Genomic DNA, 25,275 nt, shown 5'->3' with positions numbered 1-25,275 from the left:
CGGCTTTCCCGTGGATAAACGTATATACGAGATTGGAGTAATATGATAAACTTTCGTAAATACAAATGGATATTAGCATTTGCCGGAGCAGTAGTCGTCGTGCTTCTGCTCCGGGGATTTGCTTTTACGTCCTGCCTTATCCCTTCCACCGGCATGGAGAACTCCATTTTCCAGGGCGAGCGCATCTTAGTTAACAAATGGAGCTACGGACTGCGTGTTCCTTTTATGACGCTTTTTTCTTATCATCGCTGGGGCGAACATCCCGTGCAGCAGCAAGACATCGTTGTATTTAATAATCCTGCCGGTATCCGCCAACCGGTCATCGACCGCCGGGAAGTTTATATCAGCCGTTGTATCGGCGTTCCGGGTGACACCCTACTGGTAGACTCCCTTTTCTCCGCCACTTCTCCCGAATCGAAACTCAATCCCGACAAGAAAAGGCTCTATGCCTACCCTGTCTCCAAGGAAAACTTGATTACCTCACTCATGCATACACTGTCCATCAACGACGACGGACTGATGGGAAGCAGCGACAGCACTCATGTACGCAGTTTCAGCCGGTATGAATATTACTTGTTGGAGCAGGCGATGAACGGGCAAAACTGGATACAGCCTTTATCCCGGAAAAAAGATATTGAACTGAAACCACTGATTATCCCCGGTAAAGGGAAATATATCCGGGTATATCCCTGGAATATCACCTTATTGCGGAATACTCTCGTAATGCATGAGGGCAAACAGGCGGAAATAAAGAACGACACGTTATACATAGACGGAAAACCTGCACAACATTGTTATTTCACTAAAGATTACTATTGGATGGGCTCAAACAATACCATCAACTTATCCGATTCGCGCCTGTTCGGATTCGTTCCGCAAGACCATATCATCGGGAAAGCCGCTGTCATTTGGTTTTCCAAGGAAAAAGGAACAGGCTTGTTTGACGGATACCGATGGAACCGCTTCTTCAGAACGGTAAAATAAAAGACGCCCGAACGCATAAAATGAAAGAAATGAAAACAGCTTATTTATCTTCAGCTTATCTCGCTCCTGTTGAGTATTATACTAAGCTACTAGCTTACGATAAAGTGTTCGTAGAGCAGCACGACCACTATATCAAACAGACATACCGTAATCGTTGCACGATTGCCGGCCCTGGCGGAGAGTTAGCGCTTTCCATCCCGACAGTAAAGCCCGATACACTGAAATGTCCGATGAAAGATATTCGTATCTCCGACCACGGCAACTGGAGACATTTGCATTGGAACGCGATTGAATCAGCTTACAACAGTACTCCTTTCTTTGAATACTACAAAGACGATTTCCGTCCTTTCTATGAGAAGAAATATGAGTTTTTGGTCGATTTCAACGAAGAAATTTGCCGGTTAGTCTGCGAATTGATAGATATTCATCCTGATATGGAACGTACCTCTGAATATAAGATAGAGTTCACTCCCGAAGAAGTCGATTTCCGGGAAGTTATTCATCCTAAGAAAGATTTTCGGACAACGGATACGGAATTTGTCCCGCAGCCCTATTATCAGGTTTTTGAGTCCAAACTAGGCTTTCTTCCCAATCTGAGCATTATAGATCTGCTATTCAATATGGGACCGGAAAGTTTGCTCGTACTAGGTGAAAGCAAGCGTTAAGTATTCTTTCGTATTTCTCTTTATTTGTATACGTGATTTATAGCATGATTTATATCGGTAATTTATACCCGTTACTTATATTCATATAACTTCACGTGTAAAATGCTAAACTCACCCACGGGAATACGCACGTGCCTTCCCTGATGGTCTTGGTCGCCATTCAAACGCCGGATATATTTCAGAGAACCGTCTTCATTGACACTCACTTCATCTACGGAACCGATACCGGCTCTCAAACCGCCCTGCCAAGTATTCTCCTGCTTTTGCGCCTTTCCACCGACACTGACAAAGCCGTCCTCACCTAATGCTTGCGAACCTTTTACCTTACCCTCTCCTTTCTTCCTGAATTCAAGCACAATACCACTGCCGGCAACGATATACTCATTGGGAGCCAGGCGTAACAGAATGCCGCCACCTTCAGCCCATACACTGCCATTACGGGCACGGGCATCCCACGGCAAAGTGAAATAGTGACGACAGGTAATTTCCAAATCATCACATGCTAATATCCGTTCCCTGTTCTCACCGTCAAACAAAAGACCGTTCATCATTCCTTTGCCCTGATATTTGGTTAATAAAGGCATTAATTCCTTCAGTTTGCCATAACTCTGTACTAAAGGAGAGTCTGCCTTATCCGAACCATTCTCGATAGAGAAAGGACAGAAACCGATAGCATCGTGCTCGCCAAATACATAGAAAGCACGTACACCGTCATTATCTTCCAACCGGATTTCCGGGATAAAGAGCGGGTTATTGGGCAATTTATACTTCGCCACCCAATCCACAAAACCTTTATCATATAAATCGGGAGCCAGAAAATCAATGCTGGGCGCTCCATAATGCCATACGTCTATCAAGTGAGCCAATGGACCTGCCGAGGGGTATTCTCCCGGTTTTCTTCCCCTGCTGTTCATGGCAGCATTCACATACAAGGGTACGTTATGAATGGAGCGTGCTATCTTAGCCATCCGTTCCACATACTGCGCATATGACCATGCCATAAAAATCTCATCCGTGTAGACATCCGCGCCGAACACTTCCTGCCAAGTGCCCTGCTTCTTGAATCCCCGGCTTTCCCATTTTGCCAGCATTTCAGGGTGCAGTTGCTTTTTGTTCTTCTCCAAATAGTCGATGAAAAGGGGCGGAACAGGTGCATTAAACAGTTTGTCCGCTTCCTTGGAGTAATCGCGGGCATCTTCCAACATACCGATCTCATTCTCTATCTGAACCATGATTACGGTTCCTTCTTTGTCAATGCTTGCTATATGCTTCATCCATTCAGAGAAAGCCTTGCTATCTGCCTGGAATACATTTTCAGAGAAAGAACTGGCTATTTCAAGCGGTTTCCCGGCTTTCGTATAGGCACGGGGATATTTCTTATAATCTTTTTTAAACCATAGCGGAGCGTAACAGCTCATCGAGTTTTTCCAGGCACCAAACCAAAGAAAAACAACTTTCAAATCATTCGCACGAGCTTGTTGAATCACTTTATCTGTTAAGGTAAAGTCGAATGTACCTTCTGTGGGTTCTGTCAAGTCCCAGTAGGCGGGAACTAAAACCGTATTCAACCCCATACGTTGTAATTTTGGGAAAATACGTTCTATGTCTTCGATGGATGAAGCCGAAGAGTTACCCAACTCTCCACCGATAACTAAAAACGGCTTGCCATCTACAACAAGTTGCGTGGCACTTCCCTGCTTCTGCAAAGAAGGAAGTTTCTGCTGTGCCTGAAGAGGCAAAATAAAAAGGAATAAAATCCAAAAGAATGTGTTTCTCATAACAGTTCGTTTTTTATCTGATTATCCGCAGACAAAGTTACGACAATAAAAAAAAGGAGCACAAAAGATTGAACTCCTTTTCTATCGGGCAGGTTACAGATGCTTTACTTTACGTTACATCTTGATTTTATTACTATAAGAGCTTTTTCAAATCTTCCACGCCAGGCAAAACCCGTTTCAGCTTTTCCGGCATCTCATCGGATGTTTTGTATGTAGCAACTCCCATCGGTTTATCATAGTCCTGAATTACATATTCCACATATTTTTTATCAGCGCTCTTACACAGTACGATTCCAATTGATGGATTTTCATGAGGTTTACGCATTTGGTCATCAGCAAGGCGCAAGTAAGTACATAGCTGTCCCAAATATGACGGTTTAAACGCCCCTTTCTTCAACTCAATTATAACTAATGCATTCAACTCCCGATTAAAGAAAATCAAGTCGGGAAAGTGCTCTACACCAAACACTTCCAATTTATACTGATTGCCCACAAATGCAAAATCACGCCCGAAAGTCATTATAAACTTTTTCACGTTATGTACAATTTCCTGTTCTATTACCCGCTCGTCAATATCCTCTTTATCCCGTTCACCGAGTTCTTCTACATTAATAAAGTCAAGCAGATATTCATCCTTGAACATTCCAATAGTCTTAAGCGTTTGCCGATTATCAGGAATGGTCTGAATGAAATTATGGGCTAACTCTCCCCTATGATTATATAAATCATCGTCGATTCTCGCCGTCAAAATTTCTTTGCTCCACTTATTTATCACAGCTTGATGAATATAAAACAATCGTTCTGTAAGCGGACCAACTTTGCGGACAATTATCATATGATGTGTAAACCCAAGTGAAACAAACATAGACAAGTCAAATCTTTCTTCTATAGCATTATCACTCTCAACCAACTGCAAAATATCAATTTCGCTAACTGCGGTTAGCGATTGAGTATCGCTTATTTCGCTAACTGCAGTTAGCGATTTCAAATCAACACTCCATATTTCATAAAATTGACGCATAAACTTGATGTTCGCTGCCGAAAAGCCCCGTAAGCCGGGCAGTTCTGCCTGTAACTGCCGACTTATGGTTTCTATTGCAGCTTTACCCCAAAAGCCTTCACGCGAGTTCTCTGACACGTATTTTCCAATGCCGTAATACAATGATAGTTATTCTTTGTTTACGGAAGATACAGCACGATATTGGCTGCGTAAGATGGCTTCTTTAATGGCCTTTACTGCTTCTCTGTAGTTTTGGCTTATATTCATTGATATCTTAGTTATTTCTCACAAAGGTATAAAAATAACGCCAAAACAAAGAAGAAGGATAGAATTTTGCATTACAAGTTTATTGCTTTACCATCTTCTTTCTCATCAATTTCCGTATTCAACCGATTCAGCAAGTATCTTACATTTTCAAGATGCATATAGTTAGCCCGACTCATTTTCCTAAATTGCCAACTATTTTTGGTTGTATCTATTACGCAATTAATCAAACTGCCTACCGCATCGGCACCTTGCTGACGATTGGCATTAGAAATATGAATACTCATCATATACATTCCAAATCCTTTAATAACCTCTTTCACACTTATAGACTTATAGCTATGAATAGCATTAAAAGCCACCACATTGCTACGAAGTACATTAGCCAAATCTTCCAATCTTTTCCGGTCGGTGCATTGCACCAAATAACTGTCAGGATTAACAAAACGACTGAATGTCAGATAAAAAGTCATCATTTCATCATCTGATGAAAAAATGGCATGCATGAATTGTGTTGCGTCCCCCGGGCGAACTTGCTGATTGTTTAAAACCTCTTCCATAAGAATTTAAAATTAAATGGTGAATAAATTAAGCTCAATGGGGCGATACAGAAAGGTAGTTTTAGAAAATAAAAGAAGCGGTTCCGCCTGTCCCATTGCTCTTCACCATTCCACAACAGCAGTAGGTGCATTAACATCCTACATGGGGGTACGAAACCGCCATATAGAAAATGGAGACAGACATAAAAAAGCCTGCCACATTGATACAGCAGGTTCCCCTGTTGTAGATTTGATAAAGAGCACTACAAAGATAGAATATAAAATCAGAAAAGGAGAAAGAAAATCCGTATAATTTAGAAATCATAGTAATAAACTCAGTACAAAAACCTCTAAGATTAACCTATAACTATAATATACGTTCAAAGGGTTCACCAGTTTCACCTTCAGATGAACAACTATGAATCAGCGACTTATGGGTGAAACGGGACATCAAATATAAAGTATTTGTTCTTCACTCCCTTCACATCTCAAAATTTGCCTTACAACGTTTATTGGACATATAGACCCAATGTGCTGGGCATATAGTTCCAATGTCTTGGATATATAGCTCCTGCGTCTTGGGTATATATGCCCAACAACTCAGATATTAACACCCTAAGGATAGAGTATTAATACCTGATAGTTCAAATGTTAATACCTAACGGAATATTAGCTATGAGCATATTTCATTTTGCTATAAGCATATTCGTTTTTGCTTATAGCATATTTATTTTAGCTCATAGCATATTTGAAAAAAGCAAGGTGAATGGAGTGAAGAACGAATACTTCATTTTTGATGTCTCGTTTCACCCATAAGCCACTGATTTATAACCATTCAAATTAAAGTGAAACCGGTGAACATCCATATTTAGTCATTGTTTGGTCGAAAATATAGCAGCAATTGTTTCCTAAATAGGAACGTTTCTTATATCTTCGTTGTTATAACATTAAGAAAAATATATTCCAACTCTAAAAAGTAGTGATATGGAAAAATTGAAAGTTTATACTCATGAAGAAATGCTGGATAGGGTAATAGGAGAAAAAGGTACTCCTGCACGTGAAAAATATGAGACTGATATTAATAACTTTCTCATTGGAGAAGCTATTAAACAAGCAAGAGAAGCCAAAAATCTTACTCAGGAACAACTAGGAGAACTTATGGGAGTGAAAAGAGCGCAAATATCAAAGATTGAAAGCGGAAAAAGTATCTCTTTTTCTACGATTGTAAGAGCATTTAAGGCAATGGGAGTAAAAACAGCAAGTTTAGAACTTGGCTCTTTGGGGAAAGTTGCCCTTTGGTAAAATTTCATAGGCTTTATAACAATAATTGAAAAGTTTCAATGAAAAAAAGGAGAATGTTACTCCTATCTTGACAGACAGTAACATTCTCCCGACAATCCATTTTTACCAACTTTCTACCTATTTCAATTCAAAGGGTACAATCCCCCTAATATCTCTTGATGAACTTCCGATAACCGCTTCAAACTTACCCGGTTCGGCTATCCACTCGTGTTTCCCATCATCGAAGAAGCTCAATGCTTTCTTATCAACCGTCAGCGTTACCGCTTTCTCTTCGCCCGGAGCCAGTCTCACTTTTTGGAAACCTTTCAGTTCTTTCACCGGACGGGGCAGAGAGGATTTCTTGTCACTGATATAAAGCTGAACGACTTCCTGACCTTCGCGGGTTCCTGTATTCTTCACGTTGACAGTGAACGAAATCGTGTCATCGGCGGTCATTGTTTTCTTATCTGCGGAAGGTTTGCCATAAACGAAAGTTGTATAGCTCAATCCATGTCCGAATGGGAACAATGGTTTGATTTTCTCCTTATCTGCCCAACGGTAACCTACAAAAATATCTTCGTGATAAGTTTCGTTAATAGTATCCCCCCTATGCTTGGATTTTGCGAGTTCTTCCTTATTACCCGGATATTCACCCAGTTTATGAGCACCTACATCGTCCAGTTTTACGGGGAAAGTGAAAGGTAGTTTTCCGGAAGGGTTCGCATCTCCTACTAAAACCGAAGCAAGAGCCGTTCCGGCTTCCGAACCCAAGAACCAGCCTTGTACAATGGCGGGGACTTCGTTCACCCAAGGCATAGCCACTGCATTACCGGAGATATTGACAAATATAAGGTTTTTATTAACCTTTGCCAATTCACTGATGACTCTGTCCTGTGCGTATGGCAAGTCTAAAGAAGCACGGTCAGAATCTTCACAATCCTGGTGATTGCTCTTGTTCAGCCCACCGAAGAAGATAACGTAATCCGCGTCCTTAGCCACTTGCAAAGCCTCAGCGAGAAGTTCATCTTCCGAACGGTCATCTTTCAAGTCCTGCCCAGTTTTCACACCGTTATATTCTCCTGTCGGGTCGCCTACATATCCACGGGCATATACAATCTCTGCCTGTGAGCCGGCACGTGCTTTTAAACCGTCTAACGGAGAAATCTCGTACTTCACTTTCAAGGAAGAACTGCCACCGCCTACTGTCATCATCTTGATCGCATTCTCACCGATAACGGCTATTTTTTTCGCCTTGTTCAAATCGATAGGCAATACGTTATTCTTGTTCTGCAAAAGAACGATTCCTTCCTTAGCTATCTTACGACCGGCTTGTCCGTGTTCGGGAGAACCTAAAGAGCCAAACGGCTTATGCGGGTCCATCGAAGTACGGAAAATCAGACGAAGGATATTGCTGACTTTCTCGTCCAGCTCTTTTGTTCCGACTTTACCCTCTTTAATCAGTTTCAGGTAAGGGAAAGCCAGGTAATAATTATCATAAGCATTACGGGTTCCGGCAGACAATCCGTTTGTCCACGAACCGAATTCCAAGTCCAGTCCGTTGTAGATGGCTTGTTCTGTATTATGCACACCACCCCAGTCGGACACGACTACACCGTCAAAGCCCCATTCATCGCGGAGAATGTCTTTGAGCAGACGTTTGTTGTGGCAAGCGTGCTGCCCCTGATAAAGATTATAGGAGCCCATAATCGACCAGGTTCCACCTTCCTGAACGGCAGCTTTAAAGGCAGGCAGGTATATTTCATAAAGGGCACGGTCGCTCAGATGCACGTTAGTGGTATGCCGGTTGAATTCCTGATTGTTCAGCGCGTAATGTTTCACGCAGGCGGCTACACCGTTCTCCTGCACTCCTTTGATATAAGGAACTACCATTGTGGCGGACAGATACGGGTCTTCGCCCATGTATTCGAAATTACGTCCGTTCAAAGGGGTACGGTAGATGTTCACACCGGGGCCTAACAGGATGTCTTTTTTCCGGTAACGTGCCTCTTCACCGATACTTTTTCCGTAAAGATGAGACATTTCGGGATTCCAGGTGGCGGAAAGGCAAGTCAATGCGGGATAAGCGATACAGGAATCGTTTGTCCATCCTGCCTGATCCCATTCATCCCACAATACTTCCGGACGGATGCCGTGAGGGCCGTCGGTAGCCCATACTTCGGGAATTCCGAGACGAGGCACGCCTGCCGAACTGAATTTAGACTGTGCATGAAGCATCTTCACCTTTTCTTCAAGGGTCATCCGGTTCAATGCGTCTTTTACTCGCTCTTCGATTGGCTTATTCGTATCCAGATACACCGGTTTCTGCGCCGAAGCAGGCAATGCAGCCATAATAGACAAGCCAAGTAACAATGCTTTAAGTTTCATGTTTATTTATGATATAAGAAGTAAGTTAGTACTTTATATATAAAGACTCCTAATTTACTATCATCTACTACTCATTATCGATTTTATTAATATTTATTATATTTATGATTTCATCTTCATATTCTAAAGCATAAACCCAACAGAAATTAAAGGTACGTTCCTATACTATCCCACTAACTACTGCATATAAAGGCTGGTTACACTTTGCTTATCCTCAAAGAACAATTTAGCTTTCACGACTGCCGAACGACAAGTGACGGGAACTTCCCAAAGTGCTGATTCGACTGTCGGTTCCGTGCCGTCCGTCGTATAGCGTATCTGTCCGCCTGCGATGGGGGTATTGGCGTACAGAAGTCCGTCTTTGACGGAAAGTCCGGGGTGAGGTAAACGGAAGTTTACCCCTGTCCGGCTCCAACAAGGCATTTCCTTCACACTGATTTTTTCATAGAATAGTGATAAATCCCGGTCAAAGGTTTGCTGTTCTGCCACGCCCGAAAGGGTTTCCCAATCCGGGTGTGCATTCCAGCCACGTTCTACCAGTCCCATCACTTTTGGGAATATATAATATTCTACCCATTGAAATCCTCGAATCGTTTCGGCAAACAATTGTGCCTGCACACCTTTTATATTTTCCCTGCCTGATGCGGTCAGTGTCGTTTTTCCTTTTCCTGCGGCGCTTACATCGACCGGGTTGCCTGCCATGTCTGTGCGGGAAGAACGGTAGACGTCATAAGGAAGCATGGAGAATGCTTTGGACTCATCCACATATCCGCCCCAGAAATGTCCCGGTTCATCGGGATGGGCATCGTAAGCCAAATCCAGATAGAAGTTATTCACGTTGCAGAGAATCACCGGATAACCGTTGTTGGCTATCTGATAAGGAATTTCGTCTTCTTTCCATTCAGGAACCGTTTTCCATGAGTTGATGCCGGCTGCGTGTCGGGACAGATAGGTATGAGTCTCCGGCTTATGTTCCAAAGCTACTTCCTGCCAACCGTTAAAGGACAAGTTATACTGTTGCAGACAGTCAACCACCCGGGTAATGAAATACTCGGCCAGGTCATGCGCTTTCGCCATTCCATGTTCTTCCATTAATGCCTGGCACAAAGGAGAACCCATCCACGCACCCCGTGCTACTTCGTCACCACCCAGGTGGATAGTAGTCAGAGGTACATTGGCTTCTTTATACATAGCCACTATTTCCTGAATCACCTTTTCCATAAAACGATAGGTCGACGGCAAGGCTACATTCATCACATTATCCGTATAGGCTTGTGCGGAAATATAACGGGAAGTGTCTTGTAAGTCACTCAAGAGATATTCTTTCGCTTTCTCGGGGTCGGTATCCATATATTTATTATACCGCGCTTTCATCGAAACAATGGCTGCACGAGCATGACCGGGAGATTCTATTTCAGGGATGACCTGTATATGTCTTTCCGCTGCGTACTGTAAGAAATCAATAAATTCGGCGCGGGTATAATAGCCGTTTCCTGTTGTAGCAGAAAACGGGTCGAATCCACCGTTGTAAGCAGGGTATTGCCATTCCTTTTCATCGACGGTATGTCCCCGTCGCGCACCGACTGTTGTCAGCTCTTCCAACCCCGGAATTTCCAGGCGCCAGCCTTCATCGTCCGAGAAATGGAAATGGAGCACATTCAGTTTATAGGAAGAAAGAATATCTATTAGTTTCTTCAGATTATCAACTGTCGTGTAGTTACGGGCAATGTCAATCATCTGTCCCCGGTATAATAAATCCGGATAGTCTTCGATAGACATTGCTTCCAGGCGTAACGGGCTGTCCTGCCCTTTCAGCAGTCCTAACAGGGTTTGCGTTCCATTGAATATTCCGTGCGAAGTAGCCCCGCTGATTCTGATTTGCTGCCCGGCAATATGGAGTTCATAATATTCTTCATTTACTGCCTTTTTATCGTCCGTGAGATAATCCAGGACGATAGTCACTGGAGCTTCCGGAGCTATTTCGAGTCCGAACCATCCGGTCAGTTTCTCTTTCAGGAGCTTTGCTTCGTTTGCAAAATCGTCATGGAATGTCAAGGCAAGTTGCTTTTCCAATAAGATTTCCCCGTCGGCGGGAAGTACTTTCTTTACGGAAGGTATGATATCCGCCGAACGGAATTCTGAAGTACGTGCGTCCGCCAAACGAAGATTGGTGTCATAAGTCTTTTGTGCGGCAGACTTTTGCCATTCTGTGACGGGTAATGGAATGGCATCCAGCACCACAGGAAGCGGCTTTCCTTTGGATACACCCGACTGACTTACCCAATAAGCGCCTTCGGGTGCGTGCGAGTTCTTCGGCACTTCGCCGTCGCACTTGAAAATCACTTTCAAGGAGTCTCCCGGAGCTAATGAGGTAAAGCCTTCGCCCGGATACATTTTAAAGTAGGTAGCGTTTACCTGCTCTACTTTCACCGGTGATGAAGCATCCGGCAGGATTTTACGGGGGAACTGCGAGTAGAAAATCTCCCAGTCCTTTCCTAAAGGAGCATCGGAAATGTTCTTCACTACAAATGAGTTCTCATAATATTTGCCGTTTTCATCGTAATTTCCCATTTCCCAGGTCAGAGATACCGGAGCTTTGGAATCATTTGCTGATTTACAACCGCCCGCAACGAGTAGGATACACAGCCATCCCGCTAATAAAGAAAATCGTATATCGTTCATAAGTTTCGTTTCTTAGTGATTAGTCATGCCATCCTTTGCTTCTCAGATAATCGAGCATATAAGCCGGAGAGTCTGTTTGAAGGATTCTTGCTCCCAATGTATTGATGAGGTATCCATAACTTGCGTCCGGGTCTTTCCTTGCGAGTTCATCATCGTGTCCTCCCGCTAAAGAAGCCCATAAGGTATTATACCAAATCAGACTCTTTCCCGCCAGCCTGCGTTCCATCCTGGCAGGCACCGTGCTTGAAGGATTCCGGTAGCACAATTCAAAAGCAACGGGATGCAACTGCTCCATATAGTCCTCGATAACCTTTACCGATTTCTCGTCGTCAATCGTTACGACGGGCATATAGATTACTTTATCCAGGTAAGAGCCGAATTCCCGTTTTACCGTCTCTACCGGATGACCGCCTTTCATTATAACTAAATCGGCAGTACCTGTTTTCTCCAATATAGTATATACATCATCAAAAATGTTGTAAGCCTTATCCAGGTTCACCATGATTTGACCTTTGGCGGCCAATAATGCTTCTTCTAAAGTGGGAACGGTATGTTCCGTCAGCCGGCCGTTTTTATCCTTCAACCGGAGTTGCTTAATTTCAGCCAATGTCTTATCCTTCACTTTGCCTGTACCATTGGTGGTGCGGTCTATCGTATCGTCATGCATCAACACTAATTGTCCGTCTTTCGTCTTACGGATATCTATCTCTACAATGTCGACCTTCATCTGAATAGCACTGTCGATGGCTGCCACGGAGTTTTCGGGGGCAATACTCCAGTTTCCACGATGCGCCACCACCAATACTTTGTCCAGGCGCGGATTCAACACATCTTTGCGAATGGTTTCCGCCCGTTGTGCAGCCAGGAAACCTGGCTGCAAACAGAAAAGTAACAAAAGCACAATGAACTTGCTTTTCTTCATATCTTTCATTCTTTTTAATCTTCTTACTTTATTTTACTCAATACCCTGTCACTTCATTACTACAATCCGGCATCATAGGCACCGGCCTGCATCTTGCCGGCATTACGAGCTGCTCCGCGTTGGTCTACGCCAAAGCCGTCTTCACCCACCCAGTTGATAAATTGCTGTCCCACAGCAGCGTCGAAAGACTTCACTGCATTAATCACTGCCTGTTTCGTTGCAAATTCATCAATAGTACCGGTTACTGTCCATTGGTAGACACCATCGGTCAGAGCGGCGGAAGGAAGAGACTGGGATGAATAGTCGGTATCCGTATCAATAGCTCCCCAACCGGCATCTGCTGCCTGATAGACGTTGTATCCGCCGGAAGTAATATGCGTACTAGTATTTTTATCAATACAAATCGTTTTGACTCCTGCTCCTTTGGCAAAAAGGGAGTTGACAACAAGAGATGCCCCCTTTCCCGCACGGAATACCCCGTTAGGATTGCCCAAGTTACCTACAATAGTGGTATTGGAAAGCATAAAACGAGCGTCTCCGTTAACGGTAATACTATTTCCTGCCGTACCTGTCGTGCCGAGTATGGTTACATTATTCATGCAGACATATCCGTTTCCTGCATGTATGGTAGTCCCCCAAGCTCCCGGTGCATAATTTTCATGTAGCAGGCAATTATTCATGAATAATACAGAAGCTGCATTATTCGTCAGGATGGCTCCCCCCCGATTAAGTGCCCTATTATTCACAAGTTCTACGCGTTCCAGGAAAACACTTCCTTTAGCTATCTTGATAGCCGCTCCTGCGTCAGAAGCACTTTCACGGTTGAAGTTCTTCACAATACAATTTTTCAATTGCAGACTGGCGTTGCCTTGACCTGCCGCCGCATAAAAACCGTTCACATCTCCTTTATCACCTTGCTTATATTGTCCGTCAAAGGTACAACCATCGAAAGTTATATCTATTTGGTTTCCAAGGCAAAACATTGCGTTGGTTGTAGCAGATGCATTACTGGCCGTATTTCTGACAAAAGCAGTCGTATATTTGCCGACGTCACGTTTCGTCAGGTCGGTTCCTGTACTCGTTGGGTCGTATCCGCCTTCAACCGTTATCTCCACTTGCTTGCTGTAACCGCTATATTCTATCTTCACACCGGAGTTCTCTTTCGCTATCTCATAAGAGCCTGCGGCTACATAAATCTTCTTGCCATCCAGCTTGACAGCATTGGCATTGGAAACAGCACTGTTGCCATTCACTTGCAACAGGTTGCGCAACGCATCCACTCCCATAGCATTATCCCAGTCCATACCGGTTGCATTTCCGGCCGGCTGTTCTTTCACATAGTAGGCTGCAAGCTGTAATTCTTCTGCGTCTCCTCCCTGAATAGTACCGCTATCCCACGGGGAAACAATCGGTTCGCTGATTGATATTACCGAGCCTTCCACCTTCAAAGTGAACTCATAGCACTTTCCGGGTTGCAGTTCCGGGATACCGGGCATCACCAAGTCCTCACCCAAATAGTTCAAAGAGACAAATGTGGCGCTTGCTCCGGCTTTGCCGGGAACTACAATAGCCGTATAGCTACAACCGTTCTGCCCGGCTTTGCCGCCTTCGGGAACGGTGATGAAGGGCGATATCAAAGAAGTACCCGACACCACTTCTCCATTCGTATATCCCTGATAAGAGCCGATTTTCACTCCCTGTACCTTACCTTGTCCGCTCACATCTGCCAGTGTCATAATGACTTTCGCCATTTTCCGGTTCATACCCAGGCGAAGGATACGGGAACCATCGTCGGTGGCATTTGCCACAGTACAGGTCATATAATCGGCGTTTGCCAGGTTCTCCAGGCGTTGCTGATTGGCGGGAAGTGTAAAATTGAGCGTGCTCGCCCCGCTCACTACCGGATAAAAGGCAGAATAAGTAACAGGTTCCGCTCCCCATCTCAAATAGTAGTTATCGGTCGGTGCCCATTTACCGCCGGAGAGCGCATAAGTCAGATATCCGTCTTCACAGGTCAGTTGGATTTGGTCGCCTTCATTAAATTGCTTCTGCTGCTCTCCTGCCGCACCGGGATTGCTACGGGTGAAAGCCGTATTAATGGCAGCTTCAATCTGAATAGCACCGGAATCTTCACCGTACACTGCCATATCTTTATCTGTATCACAAGCCGCTATACCCGTCAGGATGCATGCAGCCACTATCAGTTTTGTAATCTTCATAGTTTATATCCTCCTTCTTTAATTCCGGTCGATAAGCTGACCGGTTGCCCGATTTCTGGCTACCATGGCAGCCAATCGCGCAGTTGTATTTACATTGAGAGTCAAGGTATGTTCCACTCCTTTTTCCAGTTCGACGGCTGCCTTGGCAGTCCATATATACAGTTTCCCGTCGTAGCTGAAGTTGATGGAGAAACCTTCTGTTACCGTTTGCGGGGGTAGAATACATTCGCAATACTCTGTCCCTTTATAGGGAGCCACAGTAGCCACTGCCGCATCTGCCGCAGGAACAACCACCGGAGCCGCTGCCGACAAATCACAAATGCCGTTAACGACCGCCCCGTTGACAGCCATATCTCCCAGCTTACCCATATCGGCATCTGCCGTTCCATTGACAGTGAGCTTTATAATCAGCTTACTCATGGCATGATTTAAGGAGATTTTCAGTTTTCCATCGGCAGTCAAATCCTTCTCCGGGTCGACTGTCGCTTTCATCAGCAGAAAATCGGAAGCCATTACATTCTCTCCTGTCGCCTGATTGGTCAATGCGTTCACCGCCAACGGAGCGTCCGGACTGGCTTCACTCGCATAAGGCGCATAGGCTATCATCATCACAGGCGTTCTTTCCGCATCCCAAAGCATTTGTTGTCCGTCAGACGTACTCCAGATGTTTCCTGAGCCAACCATTTGTTTATGATAGTTATAAGCGGCGTTTTCACTGTTCCGAATCATTAATCCGAAGCGTTCCAAATTCGTTGCGTCAAATCCTGCACGCGACAGAGGTTCATTCACTTCTGTTATAACGCTGATTACCCGTTCGCCGGGGAAAGTACCCGTCGACAGCGATTCATCCTCGTTATTGGAGCATCCGGCCAGTCCGATGCCCAAGGCTAGTATATAAAATATCTTTTTCATGTTACAGTCGTTTTACAGTTTAATTGGTCAGAACGGCATCATAAGCACCCGCCTGCATCTTGTCGGCATTACGGGCTACTCCACGCTGGTCTATTCCGAAAGCGTCCTCACCCGTCCACTCTACAAATACTTCTCCCAAATTGACAATGGGCGAAGCTACCGGATTGAAACTTTTCGCAACTTCTACAATTGCCTGTTTGGTAGCATATCCCTTTACCGCACCAATCTGACTAAGATTCCATTCATATACCCCGTCTTCGTTCAACGCTCCGGTCAGAGCATTGGGATAAGCCGTATCAAGCGTACTCATCGTAATGCCTGTGACACGCTGATAAACATTATATCCCTTCGAGAAGGCTTCGTAACTGCTTCCGTTCAGATTGAAACTCGGAGCTGTCGGATTTTCAGCAATCAACAGATTATTAATGAACTTCGTATCACCACCGGCTCCCGTCTCACAGCGTACTGCACCGTGGCTATCACTTGCGTTTCCGATGATTGTACTATTGATTAGCAACATACTTCCACCGCCATTCAAGGCAGCGCCCGTACCCATATTATCTATCAACGTGGTGTTATTCATGCAGATATGTCCTTCCGACATCTGAATACCATTTCCCCACGAACCGGTGTGTGAATTGCCTTTCAGCAGACAACCATTCATAAAGACTACCGCAGTCTTGCCACTACAACGGACAGCTCCTCCACGACCAACCGCCGTATTATCCAATAACCGGACATTGTCCATCCGCACCTGTCCCGACAAGACAAAGACAGCAGGGCCGCCTTGCTTGGCAGAAGTCGTCACTGCCGATTTACAATCCCTGATTACACAATCCGTCAATTCGAGAGAAGTATCACCCGCACTGCCGCTTACATAAATGCCACTTCCGCATTCGGTAGTACTGGCATCCGCTTCGGACACATATCCATACTGGAAAGTAACTCCCTCAATACCGATAATCCCTTTCTTTACCAACAGCAAACTACAGTCTCCCGCATCCGCCTGCTTATTCCCGTTCACGTCGCCACTGATAACCGTTACATACGTGTCTATATCCCGTGCCGAAACATCCGTTCCCTCGCTAAACTGGCTATATCCGCCTTTAATCGCTTTCACATTCTTGCGGATAATCACGCCAAGCCCGCTCTCTTCGGACATCACATATTTGCCCTGGCTCATATAAATAGTACTCTTGGAAAGGTCGACAGACCCGCTCAACAGTTTGCGGAAACCTGCCGCATCCAGTGCCTGTTCCCAGGAACTGCCGTCCATCCCGCCTTCACCAAACTGGGTTACAAAATAACTCTCCAATCCTTTCTGCATAATCACCTCTTCGTCCAAATCATCATCGTAATCGGTCATCATAGGCGGGTCTATCATCTCATAATCTTCCTGGCATCCCTGTGCCAACAGGATGATGAAAGCCAGCATACACAGCTTCGATATTATGAATAAACTATTTTTCATTTTCTTTCTTTTTTAACTTGTACATTAGATAAGAATAATCGCAAAATCACCGATTTCATCGGGCAATATCAGGATAACCCGGATTCTGTTTCAGATATTCATTCTGCTCCAGTTGGGTCTGCGACAAGGGGAACAGTTCATAGTGCTTGTCTGCATCCCGTGGTTTGTCCCACCATGCTTCCTGGTATCTGCCGAAACGAATCAGGTCTGTACGCCGGCGGCTCTCCGCCAGGAACTCCCGTCCCCATTCATCAAGCATTTCCTTCAGGTCGAGCACTACATTGCCTTCCGGCTGATAAGCGATATTGGCGTTAAAGTTCTCATAGTTGCGCTTACGCACGCTGTTCAGCAACTTGCCCGCTTCGCCTGCCTGTCCTTGCCGGAGTAGGGCCTCAGCCTGCGAATAGATAACCTCTGCCAAACGAATCTCCGTATAGTCGGACTCGATATAATAACCTCCGGTGAAAGGATAGAAAGGATATTTCACACAGTAGAGTCCGGAATTAAAGTCACCGTTGCCTAATTTGGATTCCTTATAAGCCGGATTGGAAATATAGCCGGATTCCGCATTTCCCTCGAAACGTCCCACCTGGTCGCGCAGGTAAATCACATATTGATTATCCGGATTCTTGGCATATCCCCCGCTGACTGCGGAATTAGCTATCTTACCTTCAAGGAAGAACATGCCTTCACGTGTATTGTTACTGGTATTTGCATATTGCTTATATCGTATGTCCCCCTGATATTTGGCAAACTTGCGGGTAACCATTCCCAATCCATAGTCGAACAGTTCACGCGGTTGCTGGTTGTCATAGCTCGGCGAAAGCGCATATTTCGGATTCCGTTCGCCATTTCCTTCTATTTTCAGGTAATAGGCGCTACCGTAAGGCAAGCCACGCCCGTACACCGTTCTCCTGTCATTTTGCAGATGCCAGCTAGTCAGCCCATAAGAACCGGGGAAACCGAAGATTACTTCATTACACGTTTCATTGTTCCAGTCGAAAGGTTCGTACCAGTTATCCGCAATGGCATAATGCCCGAATTCTCCGCCGGTGATACGCTTGCACATATCGATACATTCCTGCCATTTGGCCTGTCCAATCCATACTTCCGCATTCAGGTAGAGACGCACCAGCAAAGAGGCGGCGGCAGCTTTCGTAAATTGTCCCTGTTGTGCACCGTTGCCTGATTGTCCGCTTTTAGAGGGCAGGGCTGCCAGGCAGTAGTCTTTCAATTCACTTTCGATGAAATCGAACAATACCTGCGGTTCTACTTGTTTCCGGTTTTCCGGCAGTTCATTCACTGCCTGGTCGGATGTGGTAGTCAGGATACAGTTACGATGTGTATTCAGCAGACGGAGATAGCCCCAGGCGCGCATACAGCGCAACTGTGCCTTGAAACTCTCAAATTCACTGTCGCTCAAACCAAAAGAGGACGGGTTCAACTGATTCAAGTCATCCAGCACCATATTGCATTGGGCAATACCTACATAAAAGTTTTCCCATTCACTCAGCCAGTCGCCCTGGTTGATGTCGTCATATTGATGGCGGTGGTACATTTCCCACAGACCGCCGTCGTACCACCAGGTGCCACGGGTAGGAGTAATCAACTGGTCGGCCGGGAGTTCCTCATTCTCATGGCGTATCCAGATACAGCAGTACATATGCTCGAAAGGACGGAAAACAGCATTGATGACATCCTGCTTCGTATTATAATAGTTCTTGGACATCACCTGGTCGTACACCGTTTCCGACAGGTCGGTACAGGACGGCAAACCTAATACAGCACCCGCCATCATACCCAATCCTATGATATATTTTGTTATTTTCATAATCGTTCTTTTTTTAAAAACTAACTTGTAAACCTAAAATAAACTGGAAGGCAGACGGATAATAGTTGTATCCTCCTCCGAAAGTACCCGGCGTCAGTCCGTTCACTTCGTATGTAGAAGGGTCTACACCGGTGAATTTCGTAAACGTATAAAGATTGTTGGCTGTACCGAACAGGCGTATCTTTTCGATATACTTCTTATTCAGGTTCATCGTATATCCCAAAGTGATGTTGTCTATCTTCAGGTAATCACCCGGCTCGATGAAATAGTCGGTTATCACGTTCTTCCCTGTCGTGATATGCGCATTCTTCGAATAAGCGGTCGTCAACTGATTGGTGCTCATGCTCTGCAATCCGAAATAGAAATCGTGCACGTTGAATATATCGAACCCGGCAGCGCCACGGAGAGCAACGGTCAGGTCGAAGTTCTTGTAAGTGAAGTTGTGCGTCATGGAACCGGTGAATTTCGGCAAACCGTTTCCGGTCACCGCCTTGTCTTCTTCCGTACCCTGAGCTACCGGAATGACATTTCCTTTTTTGTCATAAATCAGCCAGTCACCCTTCTTGTCTACACCTGCATAGCGGTAGGTGTAGTAGTTTCCGATACGCTCGCCCTCTTCAATCCGCTGCAAATATCCCGGATTGTTAGGATTCGCCATGTTACAGGTCGAGTAATATTTCTGCCCTTTGTACACATCGTTGGAGAAGCTGACGAATTTGTTATTATTGGTAGCTCCCACCAATGTGAAACTATAACTGAAGTCCTTAGTACGAACAGCATTCACCGTTACGTCAAGTTCGAAACCAGTGTTGCGGAGTGTACCTACATTCGCGTAGATAGTAGAGAACAGGTTGGGCGGAACCGATACGGAGTAGCTACCCAGCAAATCGCTCTGTTTGCGGTGGAAGTAGTTCAATGAACCGGTCACTTTGTGTTTGAAGAGTGAAAAGTCCAGACCGATATTCTGATTATGCCCCTTTTCCCAACGGAGTTCCGAGTTTACGTTCTTGCTCGGCCCCCATACGTGGAAGTTATTGCCGTTATACTGATACCAGCCATATGCCTTATAAGTAGCCAGAGACTGGTAGTTTCCTATTTCCTGGTTACCGGTGACACCGTAGTCATAGCGCACCTTCAAGTCATCAATCCACGAAAGTCCTTTCATAAATTTCTCGTCAGAGATACGCCATCCTACGGATACCGCGGGGAAATTACCCCATTTATGATTCTCGCCGAAACGGGAAGAACCTTCGTGACGCAGGGAGAAAGTGAACAGGTAGCGTTCTTTCCAGTCGTAGTTGACACGTCCGAAGAAGCTGATTAGTTTATGGTCGTTCTTGTAAGAGCTCATCATGGTCTTTCCCTCTTTTGCCGCTTCCAGCCCGGAGCCGAGATTGTTGTACATCAATCCGTCGGAAGAGAAATCCCAGTTTTCCGCGCCCATACCGGAGCTTACGCCGTAGTTGTAGCTATATCCTGCCATTGCACGGATTTGGTGGTCTTTGATGCGGGTGGAGAAGTTGGTCACCCATTCCAGGTTGTTACTGGTACTCTTGTCAAAGTCACGGCTTGCTTTTCCGGCAACGCTTGAGTTGACATTAGGGCCATAGGTGGACGGGGTGAACCATCCGTTGAATTTATCGACTTGATATTGTGAAACCGTAATTTGTGATTTCAGTACCATATTCGGGTTCTTGGGATTGAACAACGGTAGCAGGTTAACGGCGGCAGTGGCGTTCCACTCCAGTAATTTAATCTCGGTGCCGTTCTCTTCTTCGTTCAGTTGCTCGACAATATTGGAACTGTCGCCACCTGCCGGGAAACGGTAGTAACCGTTCGCCGACTCGGCATCATAGACGGGCATCGTCGGATTGTTTTTGATAACACTTCCGTAGACGCTGGCGGACTTGTTACGGTCGATGACACGGGGTGTCATATTTGCCGCAAAGGTGAACAGTCCGTCTTTCGTCGTGTGGCTGATAGTGGCACGTGCGCCATACTCGCGGCGGTCTGAACGCAGGTCGATACCTTGCGCTTTGCGGTAGTCGGCAGTCACACGATAGTTGGTTCTCGCATTTCCACCGGAGAAAGTCAATGTGTGCATATGCGTTACGCCCAGGCGGGTGACGGCATCGAACCAGTCTGTAGTAGCTCCCATATCGGAAAGCGGATTAGACACGGTGCGGTAGGCACGATATTCTTCGGCGTTCATTATATCCAGTTCTTTCTTCGCCTTGTTGAAAGTTACGGCGGCGCTATACGTAGTATGCACTTCCCCGTCTCTTGTTCCTTTCTTCAGATTCACCAGGATGACACCGTTACTCCCCCGTGTACCGTAGATAGCAGAAGCCGCACCGTCTTTCAATACGTCGATAGATTCAATATCGGCCGGATTGATATTCGTCATATCACCGCCCGGCACTCCGTCAACAACAATCAACGGCCCCAGGCCGGCATTACGTGAAGATATACCGCGAATCTGAATGCTTCCCGTACTGTTCGGGTCGGCCAAAGCCGTATTCGAAACGGATACGCTGGATACCTTGCCTTGTAAGAGCATGGAAGCATCGAGACTGGATATCTGATTGAGGTCTTTGGCACCGACGTGCGAGATGGCCGAGGTCATTTCTTTCCTTTTCATCGTACCGTAGCCCACTACGACTACTTCGTTCAAAGCGGTCGATTCTTCTTTCAGCACGATTCTCAATGACTGGCGGTCTTTGATGGCTACTTCCTGTGTTTCGTAGCCGATATAAGATATTTTCAGGCGACCGTTCTGCGGAGCATTTACACTGAATTTGCCTTCAATATTGGTTATGGCTCCTTGTTTCGTCTCTACAACCACCACCGAAGCACCGATGACAGGCTCGCCCTTCTCGTCGATTACCGTACCGGATATCTTACGTTCCTGCTGCGCTTCCCACGAAGCTCCCCTTGCCTGGATACCGGAAAACAGCATCAGCAATATACCTAACAGACAGGTACACATTTTGCAATGAATATTTCTCATAAATAGATGATTTTAATAGTAAATGATAAAGTTAACGCAGTCCTCTTGTCTGCAAGGCCGGGATTAACAAGTCCGGCACATCCGTCTGTATCATACATACCATCGGATAGATTTGCAGGAGTTCATCCAGGTAATTCTCATTCAGCGTGTATTCGGACACGTCACTGCCACTGGCGGGAAGCATATTTACGGTAGCTAACATTCCGTCGTTGATGGAGCTTCCCAAAGGGGTACTTTTCCCGTTAGTCAGGTAGCTGTACTGCACGAAGTAGTTGCCCGGCAGTCCTATCATCGGTTTGTGGTTGCCTGTCCATGTATAGACGTGTGCTTTGGCTGTAATGCCCAGCACTTCTTCCGCTTTCTGCGCACTGTTGCAGTAGAAGAATACGGATTCCATCATGTCGAGTTTCATCACGATGTCCACTACCTGTTGAGAAGAAGCCGTACGCGGGGAATAGTCGAGATTGTAGTAGATTCTGCCACGCCCTGCTTTCAGGAATTCTTCAAGGGTGGGCATCTTTTCATCGGTCACCCGGCCGTTCCGGTCTTTCAGGTTGTATTTTTGTAATTCCGCATAGGTCATTTTTGTGATGTCACCCGTGCCGTTCGTGGTGGCATTGATTGTCTGGTCATGGCATACCACTACCACACCGTCACTTGTCACGTGTGTATCGCACTCTATCACTTCGGCTCCCGAATCAATGGCATCTTCTACGGAAGACACCGAGTTTTCAGGGATAGTCCGGTCGGTGGTATGTGCGCGGTGTGTCATCACCCATACCTTTTTGTTAGCCGGCTCCCTGAACTGCTTCATCGCTTCCGTCAGTGCTACCAGACTGTAAATGCGAATTCTTTTCTGTACCTCATACTGACCTGCCATGACGTGCATGGTGTAGTCACCACTTTGGGTATAGGCATGAGTGATGAGGGTAGCTGCCTTCCCCTCTTTCACCGTCCCGTCGCCAAAATCGACAGTAATATCGGTATTTCCATCAATGTTGTTAAACTTGACCTCTACCACTTCTTTCAACATGGCGCGAGTACTTGTTTGCAGGTAAGGGTTCTTTTTCACAGCATCATCGTCAGAACAGGCGGCACCGACTATCCCGCATACGCATAGAATAGCCCAACACCATATCCAGCTCACAGGCTGACGTTTCGTTCTTCTTCCTTTTTCCGGTATGGAAAAATGCAGTAAATCATTTTTCATGTGTGTTTTTATAAAGGTTAATAAAAAAAGAAGTTCCCGGGGCGGAATACGTTAGTTCCGCTCGGTTATGACAAAAATAGATGGAAATGCCACGATAAAAAATAGCAAAGGGAATATAAGTGGATATTCACAATATTCTCCAAACAACAATTATCTGATAAACAATATATTAAGTTGTATCATGCCCGCATCAAAAGGTAGATTTGATACAGACTTATTTACCGTATTTTAGCTACTAAATCTTCGAAATCTTCGCGTGAAACACGTGCTTTGGTCTTCACTCTCGAGCGGTAATTATAAATCGTATTCACTGAGTAATGCAGAAGCTCCGCAATCTGTGAACTGTCTTTAATGCCCAGGCGTATCAGGGCAAAAATACGCAGTTCCGTATTGAGTAATTCGTCCGGTTTCAAGACGATTTGTTCTTCGGGTAATAATAGTGCATTGAGGGACTCCACGAAGTTCGGGAAAAGATGCAGGAAGGCGGAATCGAAGTTCGCATATAGTTCCTGCACTTCTACTGTTACAATATCGTTACTAAGATGAGTCATTTTCAAGAGTTCGGCTACTTGTCCGCGTTGCAACTTCTTGTTCACCAACTTTCTATATGCCTGTAAACGGTTTACATAAACAGAGCAGAGCTTGAAGAAGCGGGCGATATAGGCTTCTTTAATAAGGTTGGACTCGGAAAGGTCTAAATTTGTGGAACGAAGATGCCGGTTGACCTCTTCCAGTTCTTCATTCAAGGAGAAAAGCCGCTCGTTCACCTCCTGCAACCCTTTCTTGGCAACGGAAAGGGCTTTCATCTGCCGGTAAATATAGATTAACGCTATTATCAGCAATAGTGCAAGCAGAGCTACACATACGATATAAATCAGCAGCTCCTTGTTTTGTTTCCTGATGATATCCTGATAATTCCCGTTTATCATGGAAAGCGGAGTAATATTCATCCAACTGCGCAACCGCGTTTTATAGAATTGTGATATTTCCCAGGAGAAGTTGATATATGCATACGCACGTTTCAAATCTCCTTTGCCATGCAGTTCCTGTGCCAGTACCATCAACGAAGATTGTTCTTTGATGGCAGAACGTACATCGGAAATAGCGGAAAGAACCAAATAATATAAATGCTCGTCTTTCTTCCCCATACTTTCAAAAAGACGGAAGCGCTGATACGCCACCAGTGCATATTGGGGCGTGCCGAACGAAGATTCCGAAAGCCGCCGGTCACTGAATTCAAGGGCTTCATTGTATTTTCCGGCTTCTTTCAGTTGAGTTTCACGCAGCCACAGGTAGGTATCCGAAGCGGGTTCCAAAACTACCAGCATGGAATCCCGATAAGCGCGGCTCAACTTGAAATAATGCGATGAGAACATCCGGTATCGCGGCTGCGCCGCTCCTGCCTCGGCATATACGTGTTCATAACATGTATAGTAATACCCCAGGAGAGACTGTGGAAGTGACGGGCGGTCTATTGAGTTAAGTATGTCCGCCGCTTCCATATACATTCCGATGGAAGACAGCAGGTAGGATAGCTCCAACTGGATTTTGAGTTCACGTTCTCTGTCATTCAACTGACGGGCGAGCAATCTGTTTTCATTCAGATAGTGAAGTGCGGAATCGGAGCTATACGCCTTATATTCGGAGTAAATCGCATTGATCAGGTTATAGCGTTCGATGGAAACAAGCGGTGTCTTCCCGGCTTCTTTTTTCAATTCCCGAAGCCTGTTCTCTTTTATCTGCACATAAGTATCCGCATTCTTAATTGTCTCATCAAGTACATTCAATAGCGAGTCCAGGCTCTCACCAGCAAAGACTGGATGGCAGGAAAAGAAAAGCAGGAAATAGAGTAGACAATTCTTTTTCATTGGGCGGATAGGCTTTAGTGAGTATGGGATAATAGAGATTAACCGGACAAATGTAGAGAAATTCTTCGTATTTCAGCTATAAAAAGTACAGAAATTAAGGGAAAGAAATAACTCATAGCTGTATGGTTATAAATTTATTCCCGTACGGAAATAAACAATCCAATATTCTCCTTTATAACATGTTCAATTCTTCCATCTCTTAGTAAAGCTATTTCGCTATTAGTTTCAACCCTATTTGAAACTAATAGTTTCTC

Annotated in this window: 17 protein-coding genes; 4 read left to right on the top strand and 13 right to left on the bottom strand. The window is 45.2% G+C overall.

Going from position 1 to position 25,275, the window contains the following annotated elements; translation table 11 throughout:
• Positions 1–45: 45 nt before the first annotated feature.
• Both lepB and BacF7301_RS05930 read left to right on the top strand, forming a co-directional pair.
• Positions 46–984 carry a signal peptidase I gene (lepB, locus tag BacF7301_RS05935; RefSeq protein ID WP_209319528.1) on the top strand — a complete coding sequence of 313 codons (939 nt, stop codon included), beginning with the start codon at positions 46–48 and terminating at the stop codon, positions 982–984.
• A gap of 20 nt (positions 985–1,004) precedes the next feature.
• Entirely contained in the window at positions 1,005–1,649 is a 645-nt protein-coding gene (locus tag BacF7301_RS05930; RefSeq protein ID WP_167961099.1) for a WbqC family protein, read from the top strand.
• Positions 1,650–1,720: 71 nt separating this feature from the next.
• Here BacF7301_RS05930 and BacF7301_RS05925 read toward each other — a convergent pair whose 3' ends face one another.
• From BacF7301_RS05925 to BacF7301_RS05915, 3 genes are all read right to left on the bottom strand, one after another.
• On the bottom strand, positions 1,721–3,427 hold the full coding sequence (locus BacF7301_RS05925; protein ID WP_167961098.1) for a GH35 family beta-galactosidase: 1,707 nt from the start codon (positions 3,425–3,427) through the stop codon (positions 1,721–1,723).
• A gap of 133 nt (positions 3,428–3,560) precedes the next feature.
• Entirely contained in the window at positions 3,561–4,589 is a 1,029-nt protein-coding gene (locus BacF7301_RS05920; protein WP_245208381.1) for a PDDEXK nuclease domain-containing protein, read from the bottom strand.
• A 176-nt stretch (positions 4,590–4,765) separates the two neighbouring features.
• The gene (locus BacF7301_RS05915) at positions 4,766–5,251 is read right to left on the bottom strand and encodes a hypothetical protein (protein WP_167961096.1); all 486 of its coding nucleotides are present in this window, start codon (positions 5,249–5,251) and stop codon (positions 4,766–4,768) included.
• A 16-nt stretch (positions 5,252–5,267) separates the two neighbouring features.
• Here BacF7301_RS05915 and BacF7301_RS05910 point away from each other — a divergent pair, with 16 nt between their 5' ends.
• Both BacF7301_RS05910 and BacF7301_RS05905 read left to right on the top strand, forming a co-directional pair.
• Positions 5,268–5,543, top strand: coding sequence for a hypothetical protein (locus tag BacF7301_RS05910; protein ID WP_167961094.1), 276 nt, complete (start codon positions 5,268–5,270; stop codon positions 5,541–5,543).
• Between the two features lie 671 nt (positions 5,544–6,214).
• Complete coding sequence (locus BacF7301_RS05905; RefSeq protein ID WP_022137071.1) at positions 6,215–6,532, top strand: helix-turn-helix domain-containing protein; 318 nt, start codon at positions 6,215–6,217, stop codon at positions 6,530–6,532.
• Between the two features lie 117 nt (positions 6,533–6,649).
• Here BacF7301_RS05905 and BacF7301_RS05900 read toward each other — a convergent pair whose 3' ends face one another.
• From BacF7301_RS05900 to susR, 10 genes are all read right to left on the bottom strand, one after another.
• On the bottom strand, positions 6,650–8,896 hold the full coding sequence (locus BacF7301_RS05900) for a glycoside hydrolase family 3 C-terminal domain-containing protein (protein ID WP_167961093.1): 2,247 nt from the start codon (positions 8,894–8,896) through the stop codon (positions 6,650–6,652).
• Between the two features lie 177 nt (positions 8,897–9,073).
• A complete protein-coding gene (locus tag BacF7301_RS05895) occupies positions 9,074–11,578 on the bottom strand; it encodes a family 20 glycosylhydrolase (protein ID WP_167961091.1) in 2,505 nt (834 codons plus the stop codon).
• Between the two features lie 19 nt (positions 11,579–11,597).
• The gene (locus tag BacF7301_RS05890; protein ID WP_167961089.1) at positions 11,598–12,500 is read right to left on the bottom strand and encodes a glycerophosphodiester phosphodiesterase family protein; all 903 of its coding nucleotides are present in this window, start codon (positions 12,498–12,500) and stop codon (positions 11,598–11,600) included.
• A 59-nt stretch (positions 12,501–12,559) separates the two neighbouring features.
• On the bottom strand, positions 12,560–14,719 hold the full coding sequence (locus tag BacF7301_RS05885) for a fimbrillin family protein (RefSeq protein ID WP_167961087.1): 2,160 nt from the start codon (positions 14,717–14,719) through the stop codon (positions 12,560–12,562).
• A gap of 18 nt (positions 14,720–14,737) precedes the next feature.
• Positions 14,738–15,631 (bottom strand): fimbrillin family protein, encoded by an 894-nt coding sequence (locus tag BacF7301_RS05880; RefSeq protein ID WP_167961085.1) that lies wholly within the window; start codon positions 15,629–15,631, stop codon positions 14,738–14,740.
• A gap of 19 nt (positions 15,632–15,650) precedes the next feature.
• Complete coding sequence (locus tag BacF7301_RS05875) at positions 15,651–17,102, bottom strand: right-handed parallel beta-helix repeat-containing protein (protein WP_167961083.1); 1,452 nt, start codon at positions 17,100–17,102, stop codon at positions 15,651–15,653.
• Between the two features lie 55 nt (positions 17,103–17,157).
• Positions 17,158–18,933, bottom strand: a complete 1,776-nt coding sequence (locus BacF7301_RS05870; RefSeq protein ID WP_167961081.1) for a RagB/SusD family nutrient uptake outer membrane protein — start codon at positions 18,931–18,933, stop codon at positions 17,158–17,160.
• Between the two features lie 13 nt (positions 18,934–18,946).
• Positions 18,947–21,943 carry a SusC/RagA family TonB-linked outer membrane protein gene (locus tag BacF7301_RS05865; protein ID WP_167961079.1) on the bottom strand — a complete coding sequence of 999 codons (2,997 nt, stop codon included), beginning with the start codon at positions 21,941–21,943 and terminating at the stop codon, positions 18,947–18,949.
• Between the two features lie 31 nt (positions 21,944–21,974).
• Positions 21,975–23,153: a glycerophosphodiester phosphodiesterase family protein gene (locus BacF7301_RS05860; protein ID WP_167961077.1), complete on the bottom strand. Its 1,179-nt coding sequence runs from the start codon at positions 23,151–23,153 to the stop codon at positions 21,975–21,977.
• 218 nt (positions 23,154–23,371) lie between these two features.
• Positions 23,372–25,021, bottom strand: coding sequence for a SusR family glycan utilization regulator (gene susR, locus BacF7301_RS05855; protein WP_167961075.1), 1,650 nt, complete (start codon positions 25,019–25,021; stop codon positions 23,372–23,374).
• Between the last annotated feature and the right edge of the window lie 254 nt (positions 25,022–25,275).

It is taken from the genome of Bacteroides faecium (assembly GCF_012113595.1).
GTDB lineage: Bacteria > Bacteroidota > Bacteroidia > Bacteroidales > Bacteroidaceae > Bacteroides > Bacteroides faecium.
Note: the sequence above shows the minus strand (reverse complement) of the source record. Positions and strands in the feature narration are given on the sequence as shown.

Excerpts from the sequence above, each read along its gene's own strand:
- BacF7301_RS05930 (WP_167961099.1), top strand. The coding sequence starts at position 1,005 with ATGAAAGAAATGAAAACAGCTTATTTATCTTCAGCTTATCTCGCTCCT.
- BacF7301_RS05925 (WP_167961098.1), bottom strand. The coding sequence starts at position 3,427 with ATGAGAAACACATTCTTTTGGATTTTATTCCTTTTTATTTTGCCTCTT.
- BacF7301_RS05915 (WP_167961096.1), bottom strand. The coding sequence starts at position 5,251 with ATGGAAGAGGTTTTAAACAATCAGCAAGTTCGCCCGGGGGACGCAACA.
- BacF7301_RS05910 (WP_167961094.1), top strand. The coding sequence starts at position 5,268 with ATGGTGAATAAATTAAGCTCAATGGGGCGATACAGAAAGGTAGTTTTA.
- BacF7301_RS05905 (WP_022137071.1), top strand. The coding sequence starts at position 6,215 with ATGGAAAAATTGAAAGTTTATACTCATGAAGAAATGCTGGATAGGGTA.
- BacF7301_RS05900 (WP_167961093.1), bottom strand. The coding sequence starts at position 8,896 with ATGAAACTTAAAGCATTGTTACTTGGCTTGTCTATTATGGCTGCATTG.
- BacF7301_RS05895 (WP_167961091.1), bottom strand. The coding sequence starts at position 11,578 with ATGAACGATATACGATTTTCTTTATTAGCGGGATGGCTGTGTATCCTA.
- BacF7301_RS05890 (WP_167961089.1), bottom strand. The coding sequence starts at position 12,500 with ATGAAGAAAAGCAAGTTCATTGTGCTTTTGTTACTTTTCTGTTTGCAG.
- BacF7301_RS05885 (WP_167961087.1), bottom strand. The coding sequence starts at position 14,719 with ATGAAGATTACAAAACTGATAGTGGCTGCATGCATCCTGACGGGTATA.
- BacF7301_RS05880 (WP_167961085.1), bottom strand. The coding sequence starts at position 15,631 with ATGAAAAAGATATTTTATATACTAGCCTTGGGCATCGGACTGGCCGGA.
- BacF7301_RS05875 (WP_167961083.1), bottom strand. The coding sequence starts at position 17,102 with ATGAAAAATAGTTTATTCATAATATCGAAGCTGTGTATGCTGGCTTTC.
- BacF7301_RS05870 (WP_167961081.1), bottom strand. The coding sequence starts at position 18,933 with ATGAAAATAACAAAATATATCATAGGATTGGGTATGATGGCGGGTGCT.
- BacF7301_RS05865 (WP_167961079.1), bottom strand. The coding sequence starts at position 21,943 with ATGAGAAATATTCATTGCAAAATGTGTACCTGTCTGTTAGGTATATTG.
- BacF7301_RS05860 (WP_167961077.1), bottom strand. The coding sequence starts at position 23,153 with ATGAAAAATGATTTACTGCATTTTTCCATACCGGAAAAAGGAAGAAGA.
- susR (WP_167961075.1), bottom strand. The coding sequence starts at position 25,021 with ATGAAAAAGAATTGTCTACTCTATTTCCTGCTTTTCTTTTCCTGCCAT.